The organism is Nostoc sp. LPT (assembly GCF_017115165.1).
GTDB lineage: Bacteria > Cyanobacteriota > Cyanobacteriia > Cyanobacteriales > Nostocaceae > Nostoc.
The window spans coordinates 30,389-50,943 of record NZ_JABXKF010000024.1; the positions used below are offsets into that span (position 1 = coordinate 30,389).

15 protein-coding genes are annotated in these 20,555 nt (G+C 42.2%); 4 read left to right on the forward strand and 11 right to left on the reverse strand.

The genetic code is table 11. The features are described 5' to 3' along the window. Nucleotides 1-73: 73 nt before the first annotated feature. Together HWQ58_RS04885 and HWQ58_RS04890 are read left to right on the forward strand one after the other, a co-directional pair. The gene (locus HWQ58_RS04885) at nucleotides 74-667 is read left to right on the forward strand and encodes a DUF1517 domain-containing protein (protein ID WP_292858766.1); all 594 of its coding nucleotides are present in this window, start codon (nucleotides 74-76) and stop codon (nucleotides 665-667) included. A 70-nt stretch (nucleotides 668-737) separates the two neighbouring features. Continuing rightward, nucleotides 738-1,628, forward strand: a complete 891-nt coding sequence (locus HWQ58_RS04890; protein ID WP_292858509.1) for a hypothetical protein — start codon at nucleotides 738-740, stop codon at nucleotides 1,626-1,628. 132 nt (nucleotides 1,629-1,760) lie between these two features. On the opposite strand, the gene HWQ58_RS04895 is transcribed toward HWQ58_RS04890, so the two are convergent. The 4 genes from HWQ58_RS04895 to HWQ58_RS04910 all read right to left on the reverse strand — a co-directional run bounded on the left by HWQ58_RS04895 (nucleotide 1,761) and on the right by HWQ58_RS04910 (nucleotide 4,577). Beyond that, complete coding sequence (locus tag HWQ58_RS04895; RefSeq protein ID WP_366837367.1) at nucleotides 1,761-1,997, reverse strand: hypothetical protein; 237 nt, start codon at nucleotides 1,995-1,997, stop codon at nucleotides 1,761-1,763. 146 nt (nucleotides 1,998-2,143) lie between these two features. Continuing rightward, nucleotides 2,144-2,500, reverse strand: coding sequence for a hypothetical protein (locus tag HWQ58_RS04900; RefSeq protein ID WP_292858515.1), 357 nt, complete (start codon nucleotides 2,498-2,500; stop codon nucleotides 2,144-2,146). Nucleotides 2,501-2,688: 188 nt separating this feature from the next. After that, nucleotides 2,689-3,462, reverse strand: coding sequence for a hypothetical protein (locus HWQ58_RS04905; protein ID WP_292858518.1), 774 nt, complete (start codon nucleotides 3,460-3,462; stop codon nucleotides 2,689-2,691). Nucleotides 3,463-3,689: 227 nt separating this feature from the next. Further along, entirely contained in the window at nucleotides 3,690-4,577 is an 888-nt protein-coding gene (locus tag HWQ58_RS04910; RefSeq protein WP_292858520.1) for a LysR family transcriptional regulator, read from the reverse strand. Nucleotides 4,578-4,691: 114 nt separating this feature from the next. Between HWQ58_RS04910 and HWQ58_RS04915 the strand changes: the two genes are divergently transcribed. After that, nucleotides 4,692-6,170, forward strand: a complete 1,479-nt coding sequence (locus HWQ58_RS04915; RefSeq protein WP_292858523.1) for a ketol-acid reductoisomerase — start codon at nucleotides 4,692-4,694, stop codon at nucleotides 6,168-6,170. Between the two features lie 21 nt (nucleotides 6,171-6,191). On the opposite strand, the gene HWQ58_RS04920 is transcribed toward HWQ58_RS04915, so the two are convergent. After that, complete coding sequence (locus HWQ58_RS04920) at nucleotides 6,192-6,599, reverse strand: hypothetical protein (protein WP_292858769.1); 408 nt, start codon at nucleotides 6,597-6,599, stop codon at nucleotides 6,192-6,194. Between the two features lie 67 nt (nucleotides 6,600-6,666). Between HWQ58_RS04920 and HWQ58_RS04925 the strand changes: the two genes are divergently transcribed. Beyond that, nucleotides 6,667-7,332, forward strand: a complete 666-nt coding sequence (locus HWQ58_RS04925) for a class I SAM-dependent methyltransferase (protein WP_292858525.1) — start codon at nucleotides 6,667-6,669, stop codon at nucleotides 7,330-7,332. A gap of 58 nt (nucleotides 7,333-7,390) precedes the next feature. Here HWQ58_RS04925 and HWQ58_RS04930 read toward each other — a convergent pair whose 3' ends face one another. The 6 genes from HWQ58_RS04930 to HWQ58_RS04955 form a co-directional block, all read right to left on the reverse strand. After that, nucleotides 7,391-9,121, reverse strand: a complete 1,731-nt coding sequence (locus tag HWQ58_RS04930; RefSeq protein ID WP_292858528.1) for a fasciclin domain-containing protein — start codon at nucleotides 9,119-9,121, stop codon at nucleotides 7,391-7,393. 738 nt (nucleotides 9,122-9,859) lie between these two features. After that, nucleotides 9,860-10,366: a GNAT family N-acetyltransferase gene (locus HWQ58_RS04935; protein ID WP_292858531.1), complete on the reverse strand. Its 507-nt coding sequence runs from the start codon at nucleotides 10,364-10,366 to the stop codon at nucleotides 9,860-9,862. Nucleotides 10,367-10,368: 2 nt separating this feature from the next. After that, on the reverse strand, nucleotides 10,369-12,054 hold the full coding sequence (locus HWQ58_RS04940) for a M14 family metallopeptidase (protein ID WP_292858534.1): 1,686 nt from the start codon (nucleotides 12,052-12,054) through the stop codon (nucleotides 10,369-10,371). A gap of 91 nt (nucleotides 12,055-12,145) precedes the next feature. Next, nucleotides 12,146-16,003 (reverse strand): tetratricopeptide repeat protein, encoded by a 3,858-nt coding sequence (locus HWQ58_RS04945; RefSeq protein WP_292858537.1) that lies wholly within the window; start codon nucleotides 16,001-16,003, stop codon nucleotides 12,146-12,148. 209 nt (nucleotides 16,004-16,212) lie between these two features. Continuing rightward, entirely contained in the window at nucleotides 16,213-16,887 is a 675-nt protein-coding gene (locus tag HWQ58_RS04950) for a hypothetical protein (RefSeq protein WP_292858771.1), read from the reverse strand. 529 nt (nucleotides 16,888-17,416) lie between these two features. Further along, nucleotides 17,417-20,359 carry a DUF4347 domain-containing protein gene (locus HWQ58_RS04955; RefSeq protein ID WP_292858539.1) on the reverse strand — a complete coding sequence of 981 codons (2,943 nt, stop codon included), beginning with the start codon at nucleotides 20,357-20,359 and terminating at the stop codon, nucleotides 17,417-17,419. Between the last annotated feature and the right edge of the window lie 196 nt (nucleotides 20,360-20,555).

Genomic DNA, 20,555 nt, shown 5'->3' on the forward strand with positions numbered 1-20,555 from the left:
ATGGGGATGGGGCATTGAACTAATGACAAATGACAAATGACAAATGACAAAAAACAAAATTTTGGAGGAAAAAATGAGCAATATCTTTAATAAAATGATTGGTCGAACTCGCTATGTAGTGTTTCGCTTATTTCTGCACTTAGGGGGAGGTGAGGTAGCGCCAATTTTGGGAGTATTAAATAATGCTGGACGGGATGCGATCGATGCCGATGGCGATTTAGAAGTTTTAGGAGAAGGATTGGTAGAAATTAGCCAAACCCTGCTGCAATATGATGAATATTGGCTTTCTGCTGCCAACGAAGGTGACGTATTTTGGAATGAAGGTGAGGCAGGAGATTACGTGAATGAATTATTTACTGACTCTGCCGAAAGATATCTCAGCGAACCAGATTATGCCTCTAACTCTGGATTGAATGAACCTTTATCCATACCTGTAACCCGCAACGTGATTGTGATGATTACAGTAGCTTATGAAGGAGAAGTACCAGATTTGGAAACCGACCTTTCTAACGTTCAGGCACTCAAGGAAGGATTGAAAGCATTGATAAATTTGCATTATAAACATAGATTGAAGGCAATCCAAGTGCATTTCTCTCCAGCACAGTTAGGCGATGAACTAACTAGCGATCAGCTGTTGCAATATTACCCAGAACTGATTCCTTTGTAATCTGTTGGGTAGTCCGTACTTACTACTCACATCGAGAAATTGTTAAGCTTGGAGATAGGACAATAATCCAATGATCATGACCATAGTGCGTAAATTTACAGCCGTTTTTTTAGCTATGAGTTTGTGCCTGACAACTGTAGCCTGTGGGGGAGGAGAGCAAAATACCACTACCCCTCCAGCTAAGAACGTTAGCCAAACCTCTACTAACACAAAACTCAGTGATGGGCAGTATCAAATACAACAAGCTACTTATGACGATGCAACTGGTGAGTATAGCTTGTTTTTACTTAACAATAATCCCCCAACCTTTGCAACCGAAAATTTGCAAATGGCACGGTTAACTGATGATGAAATCAAGCAGGGTAAGAAAACCTATCTAAAGGTAGAAAAAGGACAACCGATTTTATATTTGACGGAAGACTTTAAAATTGAGTACGTCCATAACGTTACCGAGAATAAAACTAATCCCCAAACAGGACAACAAGAGACGGTTGTAGTCCGTCGAGAAAATAACTTCTGGGCACCATTTGCTGGGTCTGTGGCTGGTGCTGTGGCAGGTCAGGCGATTGGTAGTCTGTTGTTTAGACCCCAGTATTATGTACCCCCTGTCTATCAATCAGGACAAGGATTAAGTGGCTTCGGTGGATATGGTGGAAGCTATGGCCAAGCAGTTCAAAACTACCAAACTCGCTATAATGCGCCACCCGCAGCCGTGACAAATCGCACTGCGTTCCGCAATACAGGGACAATTAGAAGGTCATATCCTCAAAATTCAAATATACGCAATGCACCGCGTAGCACTACAGGTAATAACCGTCCTTCTGGTTCTGGTTTTGGTGGTAGTACCTTGCAACCTTCTGGCAGAGCCACCTCACCCAGACGCAATTCTGGTAGTGGTTTTGGTAGTGGGCGTAGTTCAGCACCCCGCCGCTCAACTGGTTTTGGCAGCAGACGCCGTTAGGAAATTCCAAATGCAATAAATACACCGCCTAAGAAGTTAAGGTAGTGTGTTGCACAAAGAAGCCGGAGGGTAACAAGTTAAACCTCCGGCTTCTCTTTAATATCTATGCAATTTGTGAGGAGGAATTATAAATTATTCGGTTAAATAATATGAAATACTAAATACAAATATTACTAAAATAACAGGAATCATTTTACTAAAGTCTATTCGCTTTTGTTGAACCATTTCTAAACAAGACATCGGAATCATCAGAGGCCAGAAGATAGTTGTCACCACAAACATCACAATCGATAAAAATTTATCTTCTGGATTGGAAGCAAAATGACGTAGGGAAAATATTAACCAATTAGTTAAAAAATAGCATGTCATTAATAAGTAACCAATAGTTAAAGTCAGTTGTATCTGATTCACCGTGAGTACTCCTGAAGTTATGTAAGCTTTACTATAGCCTTTCCTGTTCTAGTTAGGTACACGATGAGCCTCAATAGTGCATTTTCAACCAGGTAGAAATAAATTTACCACATCTTTAATGCGATATAAATAAGCATCCAATCAAGAAAAATTATATTAACTATGAACCATATATTGATTTTATATCCTCTTGACTTATAGGCTAATACAACAGCCCTGTTGATTATTCCCACACTTCCTGATGTATAAATTAAACGAGTCATAAGTACTGCCCAGGCGTAGACAAAACCATTTCCTCTTCGCTCGCTTGGCGTTGTCAAGTGCTCGTAATGTATAAAAAGAACAAAAATTCCAAAACAAACAGCATAACCTATTAGCCACTTGCTGTTTGGCATAATCTGAGCAAGAAAAAAAGGGATAATCATGCCTAATATAAAAACTAAGATCAGAGAATCAAACATTTATAATTTTTTCCTTTTTTCTAAAAAAAATAAACATTGTATGCCCAAATATACAATGTTTATAAAACTTACTTTTCTGTTTGTAGAGTCTCATTAACCTTCTTTGAAGAAACTTTTTAAATTTTGGATGATAAATATTCACTACCACGATCCAAAATTTAAAATTCAGCTAGCTATGAGAATAATAATTAAGCGGTCTTAAAAAATCGAATAATTTCGCGGACATGATCGAGAAATTGCCCATCGGTGGAAAGTTGCGCGATCGCATTTCTGGCTTCTCTCCCCAAACGCTCATGTTCCGTTTGATTTGTCGCCCGTAATTCTTCTAAATTAGCGGCAATTCGAGCTAAATCTCTACGAGTCTCTTCACTAAAGCGTTGTTGAGTTGCGGATAATGAATAGGGTTGTTCTGGGTTGAGTTGATCTTCCAATGACTGGATTTTTTGTTCCAATATAGAGAAGCGATCGCGCAGTTCAAAAATATCTTCGCGCGGATACTTCCATTCTTGGCGAATCATCGCTAACCGCGCATATAAATACTCATAAGCGCGAATCGCAGGACGCAGAATTGTTAATAACAAAGCTGCACCAGAACTTATATATCCAACCGTACTAATACCAGTGGCAGCAAGAGTATAAAGACCAACGGCTGAGAATAAGTGTAAAGCAATGGCAACCCAGAGCGATCGCTTTGCCAACACTGTGACATACTTCACTTGTTTCTCATCAACTGGAATGCCTTTCTCAGTTGATTGTGCTGCTTCTGCTAAGACTTCTTTGGCTTGAAAATGCACATTCCACGGTACGGTAACAATTACCAACAGCCACCAAAAACTAGCACCACCAATCACCCAGTCAAGAAAATTACCTGTAGGTATGTGCAACCATTGCAGTAAGCCAAAAGCCACCAGCACCGGAACCACAATTCCAATAATGGAACCGATGAAAAAGTTGATATACATCTTACCCTGTCTCCGATGAAACTATCACCTCGATCGTGACTCTACCCTAGCAGTTATACGTAAATGCTTGTGATGGTTTTTTGAGTAGCACATATCCCACTGTGCGGAATTCAAACCTCAAAATTTCTTGGGTTCAGAATGCTTATGATAGTTTTTTTCGTAGCACATATCTTATTGTACGTAATTCACAATTCAAAAATTCTGATGTTCAATAGGTCAACCATAAATCAATTCTGAGGAACAATTTCTTTAATGATCTCAATAAATGTTTGCAATATAGGTGATGACTCATCTTGTCGCCAGACGGCTGCAAGCTCCACGTTTGCTATTGACGTGTTGAGATTGGTATAAACAACCCCTGTCCTGTGGATATTACGAATTGATGCAGGAGCAAGGGAAACACCCATACCAGCAGAGACAAGACCGAGTATTGTTTGCTTATGGCTTGCTTTTTGAACGACTTTAGGACTGAAACCAGCTTGTTGGAATAAACTGATACATAAATCATAGTAGCCGGGTTCTAAATGACGCGACACCAAAATAAAAGATTCATTGCCTAAGGCGGACAAAGTTAATTCCGGCTTTTTAGCTAGAGGATGAGACTCTGGCAAAACCACCACAAATGGTTCTTGCAGAATCATAGACAAGCTTAGAGACGCATCATTTACAGGGGGAATCATCAGCCCAAGATGAATTTGACGGTTTTGTAAAGCCTGTACTTGGGCGCTGGTTGTCATTTCCTCTAAATCCAATTCCACGCTAGGGAAACGCTCTCGAAATATCCGAAGAACTTTCGGCAAAATGCTATAAGTTGCAAAACCAGAGAAACCCACAGCAAGTCGCCCAATTTCTCCCTGTGCAACAAGTCTTGCCACTTTTATTGCGTGAGATGCTTTATCCAAAACTTGACGCGCTTCGTGCAAAAAAGCTTTTCCTGCTTCTGTAAGCTGAACCTGACGCTTGGTGCGGTGGAATAGTGAGACACCCAATTCTGCCTCTAATTGGCGTATTTGTTGACTTAGAGGTTGCTGCGCCATATGGAGTCTTTGGGCTGCTCGACCAAAATGTAATTCTTCTGCAACTGCGACAAAGTAGCGTAAATGCCTTAGCTCCATTTTTTGAACTTTTTAAGTGTTAATTACCTGTAAAAAATGTGTTGGACAGGGCGACAGCTAGCATCTAATGTATTAGCTAGTCGTTGCGAAATATAGCACTGTAGTAATAAGTCTATGAGTAGTTTGCACTTCAACACCAAGATATTTCAAAAAGAAAAAATTCTTTTAGCAAATACACAAGAATATATCATCCGGGGAGGGCATCATCTTTTTCCACTTTTACCCAAAGCATTTGCAGGTATTGGGCAAATCGGAGTCATAGGTTGGTCATCTCAAGGTTCTGCCCAAGCACAGAATTTAAGAGATTCTCTTAGGGGAACTGATCTTAAAGTCAAAATAGGTCTGCGAGAAAATTCGACTTCTATTCCATTAGCTCAAAAAGCTGGCTTTACCACAGAGGATGGCACATTGGGAGAGATGTATGAAGTGCTTTCGTCTTCACAATTGTCCATACTTCTCATTTCTGATGCTGCACAAGCTAACAATATAGAGCGAATTTTTGAGTCTCTTTGTCCAGGTTCTACACTCGGCTTATCTCATGGATTTTTGTTGGGATACCTCAAAAGTATTGGTAAAGATTTTCCGGAAAATATTAACGTGATTGCCGTATGTCCCAAAGGGATGGGCCTTTCAGTTAGGAGACTTTATGAGCAAGGTAAAGAAGTGAATGGGGCTGGCATTAATTCTAGCTTTGCCATTCATCAAGATATTAACGGCAAAGCAACAGATTACGCACTTGGATGGTCAATTGCTATCGGTTCACCTGTTACATTTAAAACTACGCTTGAAGAAGAATATAAGTCTGATATCTTTGGAGAAAGAGGCGTGTTACTTGGAGCAGTTCACGGGATTGTAGAAAGTCTTTACCGTTGGTTTATTGGTCAAGGATTCTCTAAAGAAAGTGCGTTTACTAAGAGTGTGGAATCTCTCACTGGCCCAATTACTAAGCTGATTTCCCAAAAGGGAATTTTGTCTGTTTACGAGTTTTTAAATGAAACAGATCAGGAAGCTTTTAAGAAAGCCTACTCTGCTGCTTATCATCCTGCTTTTGAAATTTTGATGGAGATATATGACGATGTTGCTTCTGGAAGCGAAATCAAGAGTGTTATTGAAGCAGAACATCGGCATCAACGCTATCCTATGAAAAATATTGATGGAACCCAAATGTGGCAAGTTGGCGCTAGTGTCCGTGCTAAAAGACATCCAGAAAATATTGCCGTTAATCCCATCACCGCAGGCATTTATATTGCCACAATGATGGCTCAGGTAGACTTACTTCAAGAAAAAGGGCACTCCTACTCAGAAATCGCTAATGAATCCATTATTGAAAGCGTGGATTCTCTTAATCCCTATATGCACCACAAAGGCATCGCCTTTATGGTTGATAATTGCTCGATAACAGCGCGATTAGGAGCAAGAAAATGGGCATCAAGATTCGATTACATTTTATATCAACAAGCTTTTCCTACGCTGGACTCCGATCTCAGGATAGATAAGGAACTATTTGATCAGTTTTTAACGCATGAAATTCATCAAGTTTTGTCAGTTTGTGCAAAATTACGTCCGTCTGTTGATATTTCAATTGTTGGGTGAATAGCGAACTTGTTATACCAATTATTGGATGAGATAGCTACGCCAAATTGATTGAGTGTTTTTACTACCTTTTTCTGGAAGCAGCAATCGCCAAGTTTTACCTTCTTGCTGAATTTGGAGATAAATATCAAAGGTTTTTTTTGGTTGCGTCAAGCGCCGTTTTGGCAGTTTAACAATCAAGTCGTAGGTTCCCCGAACGCGGAAAGCTGGTAAATTGTCAATCGTCAGGGGTTGTTCCTGGGTAATTGATAACCGCTTGATTTCAAATCCTTGAAAATCTAAATCCAACTGTTGGCTAAGTTTTTGTTGAGTTTGTTCTAGCCCAAATGCGATCGCTTTTTGCACTAAATCGCTAGTCGGTAGCAGTCCAATACTGCCACAAGCTGTTACTAGCACCAGCAATATCGCTGTCAAAACTAACCGCACCATGTTATTCCTGAGATTCCACTTATCAGCGATAGTATAACTGTAGTTTCTCTCAATTCTCTCATCTATCATGCCAAAACAGTCTATAGGTCTTGATAACCAACTCTACAATTATCTTTTATCTGTTTCGCTACGGGAACCAGAGATTCTTGGGAGGTTGCGCCAAGAAACCGCAAACCATCCCCGCAGTGGAATGCAGATTTCACCAGAACAAGGGCAGTTTATGAGCCTTCTGGTGCAGTTAATTGCAGCGAAGAAAACCCTAGAAGTTGGAGTATTTACGGGTTATAGCTCACTTTCTGTAGCTTTGGCACTGCCGGCTGATGGCAAGATTATCGCTTGTGATGTGAGTGAAGAATTTACTGCGATCGCTCGGCGGTATTGGCAAGAAGCTGGAGTTGCTGATAAAATCGATCTCCGATTGGCACCAGCTTTGGAAACTTTAGATCGGTTATTAGCAACTGGGCAAGCCGAGACTTTTGATTTTGCCTTTATTGATGCTGATAAAGAAAATTCTGATGGATATTATGAGCGATCGCTGCAATTAGTGCGTCCAGGTGGATTGATTGCGATTGATAATGTTTTATGGTCTGGACAAGTCGCTGACGAGCAAAATCAAAATCAAAGCACTCAAGCAATCCGGGCGTTCAACGAGAAGTTACATCATGACGAACGCATTAGCCTCTCCCTTGTCCCCATCGGCGATGGACTTACTTTAGCAATCAAGCGACCTTAATACAGCAAGAGCGCACAACTAACTGTGCGCCCTTATCACATGTTCTACTTCTATTTACTTAGAAGTTATAGCCAATTCCTAACTGTAGTCCTACATCAGTATCATCCACAAAAGCAGCATTTACACCACCTGTTAGCGTAAGTTTAGAACCCAGAGGAAGGTCTACACCACCTGTTAACAGTAATCCAATATCAGTATCAGTATTAGCTTCAATTGCTACACCCGCACCGATGTAAGGAGATATAGCAAAGGTTCTTTCACCCACTGAACCTGCTCTACGGGGAGAAAAATCTAAAGTCACAGGAACTAGAAATATTGTATCGTCCCCAAAGATCACCGATGGTCGCACTGATATATTGTTTGTCAGACCAAGTTTGCTGATCACTGTAAAGTTAGTGTCGCTCAGAGCTGTATCATCGCCGCTCAAACCAATGTTACCACCAACTCCGATATAGCTTCTGCCACCACGAGTACTTCTACCTACGTTAACATCAGGTGTTGTACTTCCTGGCGGCTGATTTAACTGACTGATGTTAACATCAGGCGGAATCAGGACTTGGTTAATTGCATGGATAATACCATTGCTAGCTTTCACGTCCGCCTGGAGAACTCTGGCATTATTCACCGAGACTTGACTGTTTGCGGAATCGATTTTAACATTTACAGGTCTTCCTTCATCGGTTGTCAATTCCCCTGTCGAGAGTTGACTAGCAGTTACCGCACCGGGAACCACATGATATCTCAAAATCTTAACTAACGCTTCTCTATTCTCTGGTTGCTCTAACTGTTGTAAGGTAGCAGCAGGCAAAGCAGCAAATGCGTCATTGGTGGGAGCGAAGACTGTATAAGGGCCTGGCTGTTGAAGAACATCTGCTAGACCGGCTGTCTTCAATAAAGAAGTCAGAGTTGTAAAAGAACTACTCGATGCTGCCAGAGAAACAATATCAGTACTGACAGGAGTTCCAGCTACAACGTACTGACTAGCTGGAAGATTGCTAGCAATAGGTTGTGCCCGTCCTGTTTTAACTAAAGCTTGATATAAAAGTGCTGCTGCTTCAGCACGAGTCAAAGACTGTTGTGGATTGAGCTGTTTTACATCCGGGTAGTTGACAACAAGATTACCTACTGTCGCTGCTGCCACACTATTAACAGCATATTCCGGGATGGCTGAGGCATCGTTGTAGAAATTAGTAAGAGTACTTGTATCGCCACCAGTTAAACCTAAGCCATTATTTAAAGCAACAATCCCCTGCACTCTGGGAATTTCTTGATTTGGTCTAAATACATTCCCAGGATAGCCTGCCAAAAATCCAGTTTCGTAAGCGCTTTGAATTGCAGCAGCTGCCCAGTAGTTAGCAGGAACATCACTAAATCCACCTGCACTTAATTGCCGAACTCGGTTTTGATTACCGAAAGCTTTTTGAATCAAGGCAGCAAATTCAGCACGAGTTACAGGCTGATTTGGTCTATAAGTGCCATCAGGAAAGCCACTAATCACGTTATTCTCAGCTAGGGCTTGAATGAAGGGACGCGCCCAATAATCTGAGGAAACATCAGACAGGTTAACTGTTGAGGTAGGCGATGGTGTTGCAGGTGATGGTGTTGCAGGTGATGGTGTGTCAGATGATGGTGTCGCAGGTGATGGTGTCTCAGGTGATGGTGTCGCAGATGGAACAGGAGTTTGAGATAAAGCTGGGGCAGAAATTACGATGGGAGTTATTGTAGCAGCTGTCATTCCCAGAACTAGCAAAGTAACCTTTGCTGATGACCAACGAAACAAACTAGACATGGAAATATCCTCTTTTCAATTTCTTGGGTTGACGATTGGAAAATACTGGATCAAGGCTAAGTGAATACAAATATCTAGATGATTATTTGGTTCGCCTCGATATGGAAACCAGAAATGAAACCTTTTAGCTCTGGAAAATTAAAACGTTGAACATTATGAGTAGCTGCTCTGACATCTCATAACGTTTATCCTCATGTGCACCACACATAGTATCGAATTCCTATTTTTTTTAAAAAACCGCAGAGCATACGTAAGAATAAGCATGGCTCTTGTGGTAATATAAAATGTTGCAACAATAAAGAGAATTAATGCAAGTAGGCTATTTTATTCAGTTCTAAAATTGCAGTCAAGCAGTAAATTAATTGGCTTTAATAGCCGTCTCTTTATAATTGCCGACGAGGGTTAATGCCGTCAAACTCAATGTATCATAATCTTTAGCAATATTTAAGAAATAAAATCAATCTTGGCGATATGGTGTATTGTTAATCTTTTATCGAGATTATACAACTAACTCAGGGCTGGATTTTGAAGAAAAACTTTCACTCTTTAGATAGTTGTCGTTGAGGGTAAATTTTCAAATACTAAACTGGAAATTAGCGATCGCAATCAAAAATTTCGAGCCTGATTGCGCCAAGATTTTCGCCTAAGAATTATTTTTTTCCAAAAGACAATTTTATGAAAATGAACCCAAAGATAAACTAGGGTTTTTAGAAGATGTCTAATCAGTATCAATCTTGCTTACAACTCTTCTGGAGGTAAGGCAACAAATCCAGTTTTTAGTCCACGCTTAAATCCTGCATTTTCATAGAAGTTCAACGTCTCTTCGCGTTTTGAGCCACTCAGAAGCATCACTTTATAGCACTGTTGCTCCCATGCTAAAGCTAAGGCATAATGTAGCACCTGCGTACCCAATCCCTGTTGTCGATAATCGAGATGGGTGACAACATTTTCAATAATGCCGTATGGACGTGCGCCACGCGTCAAGTTGGGAACAATGGTTAAATTACATGTTGCTACTAACTGGTTATCAACATCAGCCACAATGTAATACAAGCGGGGATCATGTAAAATCCCATCCCAGATAGATTGTAAAACATCATCAGCTGGTAGAGGCGCATCAACGGGATTTAGATGATGATATAAAGCCAAAAGTTGGGGAAGTTCGTCGCGTGTAATCAGGCGAACAGTAATTATCGGTTTCGACAAAGCTGTATTAGGGTAATTTTTGACAATTTTAAATGTCAAAATTATGGGAATGTCAATTCAGTGCGAACAACTCCAGCACGTTCATGACGGGCTAGCAATTTAACTGTACTACCTTGAGGCACACGCACCACCCATTCCACCTTTGCCCGATCCTTGGTAGGATCGCTGTGCCGCCTAATGGGAGTTGAAGGCTTATAGGCTCGTCCCTCTAATTGACCTAACTCTTCACGGGGCTTACCCGTTACTAAAGTTCCCCCAGAAGGTAGTTCAATTTCACAGATACAGCCCCGCACTAGCTTTTTTTCTAAAGCTTTTTGGGTAACATTAGTGGGCAACCAGCCTGTATTATGCACAACCAATTGCACCCGATAAGTATCGTCACCCAAGTTATGGACACTGGCATCGTAAATCTCTAAACGAGGAGATATTAACAGATGCCAAACCAGCCATTCTGGGAAGAGGGCTATTTCTTTCTCCAGAAACTCAGGGGGTGGATTTGTCCAAGCATACATCGTATCCCAGCCGCCTAGTTCAATCTGACCAAGTTGGGGATGCTCGAAGGGATACCAATCTACGTAGCCCTTACCTACAAGTTTTTCATCGTTCCAACGCAGCAACTTCAGGTCATCTTCTACAGAGTGTTCTCGCTGCCAATCGATGTATTTATAATCATTAATTCCAGCTTGGCGCTGCGGACTCCAGACTTCTACTGTCCAGGCAAATAGACCTTGGTATTCATAAGCCCAATCATCGAATGTACCTGTAATTACGGCTTTGGGGTCATAGCGGAAATCATGAAAGGCGGAGATGGCTGGATATTGGGTAAGTTCAGTACCTTTTGCACCAATGCGTTGATAGGTGCGGAGGTCATTGACCGGGAATTCATCATCGCTGAGGTGGGTGTAGGGACGGATGAGAACACCGCTGAAGGTGTGAAAGGCGATCGCTCCTGTAATATTAGGATGTGTAGTGATAAACTCAACAAGCGATCGCACTTCTGTTTCAGATGTAGGATAGGGGCCAGCCCCCGATTGCTCAGATTCTTGCCGCCACAAAAATGGAAAATTTCGGTTTAAATCTAGCCCTTCTTTAGAACGCTGAATTTTAATCTCAACTCCGTCATAATTTTCTATATTTCCTTCCGGTAGTACGCGATAATACTGACCACCTGTTTCTGTTGGTTCGCGTCGCACCAACAGGCGGGGTTCAGTAGGACAGACTTTCCAAGCCCCATTCGCATCGGGGATTCGCATCAGTAAAATGCGACCATCGCCATCGATATCTTCCATCACTAACCCATCGTTACCTTCCTCATTATGAGGATAGGGACGAGTCCCAGAGCGAATAAATTTCGGTTTGTCAGCCAATGCCAACTCAGCACCATCAGGGTTAACACGGGGGCAAATGTAGAAGGTGCGGGTATCTAAACAACGGGTAATTTCTGGGTGAGTATCGTAAGCCGTCACTAATGTTTGCAAGAGATATAGACAAACACTTGACGGTGCTAATTCAGTGGCGTGAATATTGCCATCAACCCAGAGGGCAGGTTTTTCTTGATGTGCGCCAGTGGCAAAGTTGCTAACTGTCAATAGCCAGATGTCACGTCCTTCGTAACTCTTGCCAATGCTTTCTATGCGTACTAGTTGGGGAAATTCCTTTGCATAACTGTGTAGAATGCTTGTCAGTTCTTCATAACGATAGTATTTATCAAACCGAACATCTGGCATAATAAACCTTCCCATTAGGAATTACGTTAACGCAGCGGTAGCGAGTCTGCAAGCTTCATTACGAATTACAAATTACGAATTACGAATTATTTTAATTCGGCTTACCCATAATCGTGAATGCTGCCCAATAATAAGGATGATTATAAAGATTTTTATCTGATGCCATTTTACTGTTTCTATATAGTTGTGTTGCTAAATAAGTTTGAATTCTTACTTCTTCAGGATGCAGATTATTCAAGATATCTTCATACCATTTTGTTAGTTCTCCAGCAGTTAGTTCTTTCAGCCATCGTATTGCTTCAGCTAAAGCAGTAACTGCTGATTTATTAGGCTGTAATCGTCGGTAAAACTCGATCGTTACCAAGGCACTAGCCGAAGATTCTACACTCCAGAGAGTACTCACTACATGAGGTACGCCCTGACTCACAAAACCACTGACTAAACTCATATATTCGCTGCTGATAGTGTGGTTGCTAGTACTTAAATTTTCACAGGCAGAGAGGGTAATAAGGTTGTAACTTGCAAGATTTTGTTGGCATATTTCATCGAGAGTAAGTCTGTCTTCACCTGCCAATGCCAATTCTGACTTTTTAGGTTCAGCTAGATTATTAGTGACATGACCCGTAAAATGCAAGATATTATAATTATCAGATAAGGCCTTTCCGACAATATTTTTTGTAGCTTCTGCCCCCTGAATTCGTTGGATATTATTGAACATCTGGCTAACAATTTCAGACTCCAGTTTGGCAAATTTCAGGGTAGGATAACCTGTACTTTCAGGATATTCTACACTGAGCAATAACTTATTTTGCCACTGCCAAATATCCTCAGTTCTGATTGATAAACCTATTTGGGCACTAGGTAGATAGGTAAAGCTGAAATTTGATTCCACATTTGGTAACTCTTCTAGTGATGGCGAAGAAAGATGGAAAAGTGTATGAATGGGCAATCTGTACAAGTCACGGTGAGGAATTAAGACCAGTTGGGTGATGCCTTCGAGTTCCTGTGCAATTGTAGAAATATTCAGAATTTTATACAGTTGCAACAGTTTCTCTTCCATATCAACTCGCCAAGAATGCTGACTTTTACTTTCTTTGTCGTGGGCTGTGCTGCGATATTCTTGGTATTGTTGATGCCAATCTTCTAGCCAAATTTCAAATTCAATTAGGCGTTGCACTGCTTCGGGTAGAGGCAATTCATTTAGACGGATAACGTCTTCTCCTAAAGGTATTGCCCCAACATCTTGCATGGGTGTAAACAGGAGAATTGGTGATGGTGCTTGGTCTTTGAGAATGAAAGTATGTAGGGCAACTGGACTAATATGCCAGTAAATAATTGCTGTTGTGGGATTGAATAGTTGTTGAATTGCGCCATAATAAGGCGAATATATATTATCATTCCAGCCAGAAAGCAGCCAGTTTAAACAAGCATTTTTACCTTGTTCGGCAATTTCCCAAGCTTCTACTAAATCACCAGACTCCACAGCTAAATCAACTGCCAATTGATTGAAGCCTGCAAATTTTAGAGCTAGCTGTTTTTTACTTTCGTCTGAGCGAGTTTCTTCACTCAGTAATTGTCGCAATAAATCTGTCCCACGTTGCAGCAATTCTTGAACTTGTGTGGTTTGTCCCAAACCCATCAACACTTTGCTTAGAGACTGCAAAACCTCTAGGTGCAACTGGGGAAAATATTCTAGTGTCAAGGTTAACAGCGCTTGATGGTACTCAGATGCAGCTTTGCGCCAATAATCGCGGGGACTGGTATGTTTTTTGCCTTGCTCGTAGTAGGTATTAGCGATCGCAAAATGCAATCTACCCCAACCTTCTGGATGGGTATCTGTCCGCAGATGCTTTAACCCTTCTTCGTAGCTGGTTAATTTTCCTTCGTAGCCGCCTTGTTGTAAGGTGGGATTTGTCGCTATCAGACTACTCGACAAATTCCGCAATACCTCAGAATCTACTAAATTACCGATCGCAGTTCCCCGACCAATCCAAGCTTCCCAATAATCTTGTTTGATTTGCAAAGCGTTGTCATAACAGGCGATCGCTTCGGCAAATTGTTCTAAATAAAACAGTGCTACTGCCTGATTATACCAAGCTAAGTGGAAGTCGGGTTTAATGGCGATCGCTTGCCGATAGGAGGCGATCGCTTCAGGGCGGTGTCCTAAGTTATCTAAAGCTATACCTCGGTTGTACCAAGCTAAGTAGAAGTCGGCTTGAACTGAAAGTGCTTTATCCCAGGAGGCGATCGCTTCTGACCACCTACCTAAATTAAACAGCACTACACCCCGATCTATCCAAACTTCGTGGTACTCTGGGTCAATTTCTATAGCTCTGTCGTAAGATATAATCGCCTCGGCAAATTGTTCGCTGACAGCTAGGGCTATGCCTCGGTGATACCAGTTTTCCTGGTCTTCTGGTTCGAGTTGTAGTGCTTGGTCATAACTAGCAATAGCTTCTGGTAGCCAACCTAATTTCAGCAGTGCCAAACCCTTGCTAGACCACGCTTCTTTGTAGTTTGGCTTGATTTCTATAGCTTTTTCAAAAGAAGCGATCGCTTCTTCAAAATATCCTAATTCTCCGAGAGTTCCACCCCGGTTGTACCAAGCTTTGTAAAAGTCTGGTTTCAGTTCTACGGCTGTTTGGTAAGAGGCGATGGCTTCTTCAAAACGTTCTAAATGGAACAGCGTTAAGCCTCGATTAAACCAATATTCTGAGAATCCGGGTTGCAGTTCAATGGCTTGGTCATAAGATGCGATCGCGCCTAACAAATCACCTGTTTTCGCTTGGCTTAGACCTTGGTAAAACCACCCTTGAGCGTGGATAATCGGATTATCGTTATTTCGCTCAATAATATCAGGTGAATTACTGCTTTGAACTGCCAAGTCTGAAGCAAGTTGCTGGACTAAATTGGTACTTTGATCCAATTTTACCCACAACTCATCTAAGGTATTAGCCACATTCGGCTCTAAATTCGTCAAAGTGTTATCCCAGGTTTCCACCGAAGAAGACGTTGCTAATTCAGTCTTTTGTCTAGTGGAAAGGAGATTTGCTGGTGTTGTAATTTGAACAACTTCTTCTTCATCGTCAAACCTCAATTGGGCTAACGAGGTAATTGAATCTTCCGGTGCGGGCAGAAGAATATTTTCTGGTATTGTGGTTTGGGCGTCTTCCCTTTCATACTCCCATACCAGTTCCTCGAAGTTTTCGGGCAATCTTTCCTCAAAAGAGGTATTTTCGGGTGTTGATGTTATTGGTTCAACATCTGGCTCATCATACTCCCATAATTGTTCGCCCAAGCTACGGATTAGCTCTTGTCCAGGAGAAGTTGGGAGAATTTCTTCATTGGTTGTAGTTTCTACTACATTAGGCTGATCATACTCCCATAACTGCTCGCCTAAATCGCGGATCAGTTCTTGCCCTGGAGTAGTTTCTACCACATTAGGCTGATCATACTCCCATAACTGTTCGCCCAAATCGCGGAGCAGTTCTTGCCCAGGAGTGCTTTCTACCTCATCTTGTGCCTGATTGTCCTGATATTGTATCTCTGTAGGTAAGTTTTGCATTAGCCGAATGCCAATGTCATAAGCAACTTCTCCAATTCTGCCAACACCAAGTTCTCCCAATTGCACCATCTGTGTTGCTAAAAGAGGATTTGGTGTAGGTGAAGCTAGCAAGCTTTCACCAAACATCACCAACCAGTCTATCCAACGTTCAGCCGGAATGCGATTTTCGATCCGTTGCAGAAACCTCAATGCCCACTGTCGTCCTCGTGCTTGCTGCACGCCTTCTAACAATTGGATAAACAATTGTTCCAGATCCGCATTGGTCAGTTCTGGTAGTACCCCCACCAGATTGCGTCCTCTCGAACCCTTGAGAGAACTATTCTGTTTACTTGCAATGAGGCGCTTTAAAAACCTTTTAAGCGACTGCGATATCCGCCTGAGCATCTGCCACACTCTTGGATTTTGTTTTTCTAGATTGTAGCCATCGTTGTGTTAAAAAAATCATCAATTACGTAAAAATCCATTAGATTCAGACAGCGCTTCCGTAGCAGGTTAGCAAAAAATATACAAATCTTCAAGAGAATAGCATTACAACGTAACAATTCCCAGATTTAACTCTTGAATTTGACTCTGGCAAGCAGTTAATTTTCAGTTTACTCTGTAGTCGGTTGACCAGCAGGATATAACTGACTAATTAATGCCTCGACAAGCACTTGTGGATCGTCTGTTTCAACGGCAAGCTGTTGAGCAATCTGCTGACGTAAATTTTCATCCTCCTGCAACATCACAAACAACTGTTCTAGGGTGACAGTTTGGTATTCTCCCTCTGGGGGGTTTTCTGGTGCATCTGCTGACTCTGATATTGGGGCAGCTACTTCAGAAGTCAAAGGAGTGCTAAAAGCATCTGGCCCTTCGTATTCCCAAATTGGTTCGCCTTCATTGCGTGTCAACAACTGCATCCCGATATTATAGGCAACATCTCCAATTTCTCCGACGCCCAATTCACCCAATTGCACTAACCGCGCAGCCATTTCATTATTTGGTGTCGGAGATGCGAGCAATCTGTCGCCAAAGCGCCCTAACCACTCAACCCAGTCTTCAGTTGTGATCCGATGTTCGATATTATGCAGCCACTTCTGTGCCCATGCTTCCCCTCGTGCTTGATGTACTCCTTGCAACAGTTCGTTGAAGAGAAATTCCAGATCCGTATCGCTTAAGGGTGGTGCTGGTTCTTTTTCCACATTTCCCCTAGATTTTGAGGTAGTCTGTTTTCCACCAAACAAGCCCCCAAAAAGCTTTTTGAGCCATTGAAATAGCCGCTTGAGCATCTGCTGCACCATCGAGTATTGCTTATCTATAAAATTGTAGCGATCGCACTGGACTATAGGGTTAGTTCAGTCAATAAAACGTATAGACAGAAAATCTCTTTTTTCCTCTAGTGCATTATTGGAAAGCCAGGGCGGTCTTCTCCCAAAAGGAGAGGTCACGGAGAAATGAGAGTTTGAGAGGGTTTTTGTGTAAGTCCTAGTACCGCAAGGCAAAAGTCAAGAGTCAAAAGTCAAAAGAATTGTATTCCGGGCTTTTGTGTCATTTTGAATGGTCTGTTTATTTCTGCCGACCTGTACTAGTTTAATAGTTAATCGTGGAAGTGTTGAGATTTATTAAGAAGACATTATAAAACAATACGGTTCAGATAAGCCCAAAACCCTCATGTAGATACGCGATTTATCTCATGTAGATACGCGATTTATCGCGTCTTCAAAGACCAATTATCTACACCATTAGTCCTTAACTGAACCGTATTGCATTATGAAATATTGGCGACTGTTAGCTAGCGGCGATGTTTAATAATTTAGACTAGGCGATAGTCATATTGACTCGCACGATCATATCGTTGAAATCTTTGTCACCACCACTTGGTAAATCCTCAAAGCCAAAAACGTTATTCCCTAGCAAGCGAATGTGATCTACTTTATCAGCGTTAGCTCCTAAGAATGGGAAGTAAACTGCTGGATCGTTATTTGGATTGCTATCAAGTAAAGCATCAGGCGTACCTTTAGTAATAATAAATGGTACAAAGATAGAACCTGGTTGGAAAGTTCCTGTGTAAGTTGCACTACCTTGATTATTAACTGTCAAGTCAATGCCTGCAACCCGCCCCCGAACTGCGGCTTCAGTATAACCAGCCTGGCCGATGAGAATATCTGCTTTGCCATCTGAGTTGGTGTCAATGCCACCATTGTCATCAGCTACTTGATAGAAGCCGATGAAATTATTGAAAGCTGCTTCTCTGTTGACCACAAAATCAGCTTTTACCTGACTTGTAACACCGCGCAAATCAATCATTTCTCCTTCGGGGTTTCCTTGGAGATTTGTACCCAGAAGTAATGAATCATTTGTGAAGTGAATTTTTACCACCAGATTATTGAAGTCAGCAGCGTTATTACCAGAGCCATCTTTCCACGCAAGGGAAAAGTCATCATTCCCCAAATCTGTAATCTTTTGCGTTAAAGGATCGGAAAATAGTATGTCTGTGAATGGACTTACTCCAGTTCGTAGAGCATCAGTTGTACTATTTTTCACCAAATAAAATCTCAAGTTATCACCGGAGTTAAATTCCAACAGATGTGTCAAATTGTCGGTATTAAACCCATTAGGAAGATTGGCAATAGCAGAGAAAATTACCTTAGCTCGGTCTAAAGCTGCTTGGGCATAACCTGTTGCGCCTGGAGCAATACCATTGATATTACCTTGAGCATCGTCAACAGTAAACACTCCTATTTCATTTACAAAATTAGAGCTTTGTCCAGTGAGAGTAACTTGAAGTTTTGATTTGCTACTGCTATTAGAGATTTTAAAGATATCATCCGCAATTTTTGAAAGCTTGAAGGTAGGTGCATCATTTACCGCGTCTAGGCTAAAGCTGCCAGTTGCGGTGGTAATGCCACCCTTGCCATCAATGACGTTGTAGTTAAGGCTAACTGTACCATTGTAGTTAGCAGCAGGGTTAAAGGTGTAAGTTCCGTCGCCATTGTCAGTCAGAGTGCCATTGATAGCAGTTAATCCAGAAACGGAAAGGGTATCATTGTCAACGTCGGTGAACCCTTGTAAGAGTTGAACGGCAGTAATGGCATAAGCGGTATTTTCTGTACCATTGCTGAGGGTGGCTGCTGTTGCTGTGAGGGTGGGTGCGTCGTTGACAAGCGTGATATTGATAGTTGCGGTGGCGCTTGCCGTTTGGCTAGCGTTGTTTTCAACGGAAACAGTCAGGGTCTTCGATGTGTCGGGGTTATCGGAAGTGTTGTTGTACTGAACCCTCCGAGCGATGGTGGATAGATGAGTGTCGTTTAGAACGGGAAGCGGCACTGCCTTGGTAACGGTCACGTCGTCGATGTAAAGCTGTGCCCCTGCCGCCGTACCGCCGCTAAAGTCGTAAGTACCAGCAACGAAAACGAACTTATACTCACCAGCCTTGGAGACGGTAATTTTCTTTGTCGCCCAAGTAGTGGAGGCAGTGTCACTGCTACCCGTCTCGTCCAGAATAGTCTGGATATAGCCAGTGTTGACATCAACGATGTAGCCATAAACGTCATAGGCATCATCGCCACCCTGAGCCTGCCATTCAAAAGACACCTCGTCATCAACTGATAGGTATGCCGTACTATTGCTGTAGATGTAGGGCCCACGAACGATATCAAAGCCTTGGGCGGTCGTGATTCCTGAACTCGTCAACTGGACGGAATTGCCAGACCCATCGTTCTGAGTAGAATCGAGGACTGTTGTCATACTGCCAGGGTCTGCGGCCGTATTTTTGTCGGCGTTGGATGCGTTTGCCGGAATAGTCGTGTCGATGGGCGTCGGCAAGCCAGCAATGGTATCGATACCGAATTGTACCTGCTGGTTCACGCTAGTCCAGCCCGGTATGGTGGTACTTCCAGGCGAACCGAGATTAAAATTGCCGTTATTGAAATCGTCGTTGAAAAAGTTGACCCGCAGCTTTTGACCGTTTTGACCGTTGAACGTCTGGTCTACGCTGCCGACTACTGCTGCTTTAGTCCCATTGCCGATATAAACCGTATCACCAACGATGGAAATTTGACTGTTGACAGTAGAAGGGCTTCCATCTGTGATTAGCGTCAGATTATCGAATGAGGTCGGAGTGTCCAGGCTGAATTCGATATAGCCGCCCTTGTAGTCCGTACCCCCTGAGAAGCTTATATCGTTGTCCAAGACAATCGCAGGAGCCTGCTCGGTATAGAATGAATTGCTGAGGTTGTTAATGCTCAGTGTCAGTCGTCCCATCCAGGTTGCTAGCACCGCTTCATTGAATGGGGCAGGTGCATTTGTTCCTGTCGAGCTAATGTCGAGCGACCAGTAACCATCACCAATTACCTGGCGCGACGCAGCCACCTCTGCTCCAGTTAGTCGATGCAACTTCTCTATAAACTCTTCGCCTGCATCGCCAGCAGCGACGTTACAACCATAGAGGTGGAGAGAGGGAGAGGTGGAGAGAGTGAACCAGCTTTGAAGTTGTGACGTGTAGTGATGCAGGGTATCAAGACACAGTCGGGTGTTGGGTAGGTATAAGCAACCTGGGCTACCATGAGAAACAATGTAAACTGTATTAACTTCTGGACGGTGTTGCAGAATTTGGGTAATTTGGGCTACACCATCTTGCTCACCAGAAAGGACGTGCGCTTCAATACCAGGTAAAGCCCCTTGCAATAAAGTCTCAATGTCACTAACAGTCGCATCAATAAAAAGCAGTTGAGTCGGTTTGTAATTGATGTTATGATTCATAATCTGGAAAATTTTTGGTTTACTGATTAAATATTGCTGACTGTTTGCTATTTAAAAGCAAACGAAAACAGTGTCCTAATTCTTTGTAGAACAAGGACAAAGACTATACAATTGTTACTGTTATGCAACGCCTGAAAATCTTTAACTAAAGAAACCTCAAAACGTTAGTTTATGTAGCCTCAGCCTCTAAGTCACA

Bases quoted from the DNA above. Each gene is read 5' to 3' on its own strand.
- HWQ58_RS04885 (WP_292858766.1), top strand. From the start codon at position 74: ATGAGCAATATCTTTAATAAAATGATTGGTCGAACTCGCTATGTAGTG.
- HWQ58_RS04890 (WP_292858509.1), top strand. From the start codon at position 738: ATGATCATGACCATAGTGCGTAAATTTACAGCCGTTTTTTTAGCTATG.
- HWQ58_RS04895 (WP_366837367.1), bottom strand. From the start codon at position 1,997: ATGACATGCTATTTTTTAACTAATTGGTTAATATTTTCCCTACGTCAT.
- HWQ58_RS04900 (WP_292858515.1), bottom strand. From the start codon at position 2,500: ATGTTTGATTCTCTGATCTTAGTTTTTATATTAGGCATGATTATCCCT.
- HWQ58_RS04905 (WP_292858518.1), bottom strand. From the start codon at position 3,462: ATGTATATCAACTTTTTCATCGGTTCCATTATTGGAATTGTGGTTCCG.
- HWQ58_RS04910 (WP_292858520.1), bottom strand. From the start codon at position 4,577: ATGGAGCTAAGGCATTTACGCTACTTTGTCGCAGTTGCAGAAGAATTA.
- HWQ58_RS04915 (WP_292858523.1), top strand. From the start codon at position 4,692: ATGAGTAGTTTGCACTTCAACACCAAGATATTTCAAAAAGAAAAAATT.
- HWQ58_RS04920 (WP_292858769.1), bottom strand. From the start codon at position 6,599: ATGGTGCGGTTAGTTTTGACAGCGATATTGCTGGTGCTAGTAACAGCT.
- HWQ58_RS04925 (WP_292858525.1), top strand. From the start codon at position 6,667: ATGCCAAAACAGTCTATAGGTCTTGATAACCAACTCTACAATTATCTT.
- HWQ58_RS04930 (WP_292858528.1), bottom strand. From the start codon at position 9,121: ATGTCTAGTTTGTTTCGTTGGTCATCAGCAAAGGTTACTTTGCTAGTT.
- HWQ58_RS04940 (WP_292858534.1), bottom strand. From the start codon at position 12,054: ATGCCAGATGTTCGGTTTGATAAATACTATCGTTATGAAGAACTGACA.
- HWQ58_RS04945 (WP_292858537.1), bottom strand. From the start codon at position 16,003: ATGCTCAGGCGGATATCGCAGTCGCTTAAAAGGTTTTTAAAGCGCCTC.
- HWQ58_RS04950 (WP_292858771.1), bottom strand. From the start codon at position 16,887: ATGCTCAAGCGGCTATTTCAATGGCTCAAAAAGCTTTTTGGGGGCTTG.
- HWQ58_RS04955 (WP_292858539.1), bottom strand. From the start codon at position 20,359: ATGAATCATAACATCAATTACAAACCGACTCAACTGCTTTTTATTGAT.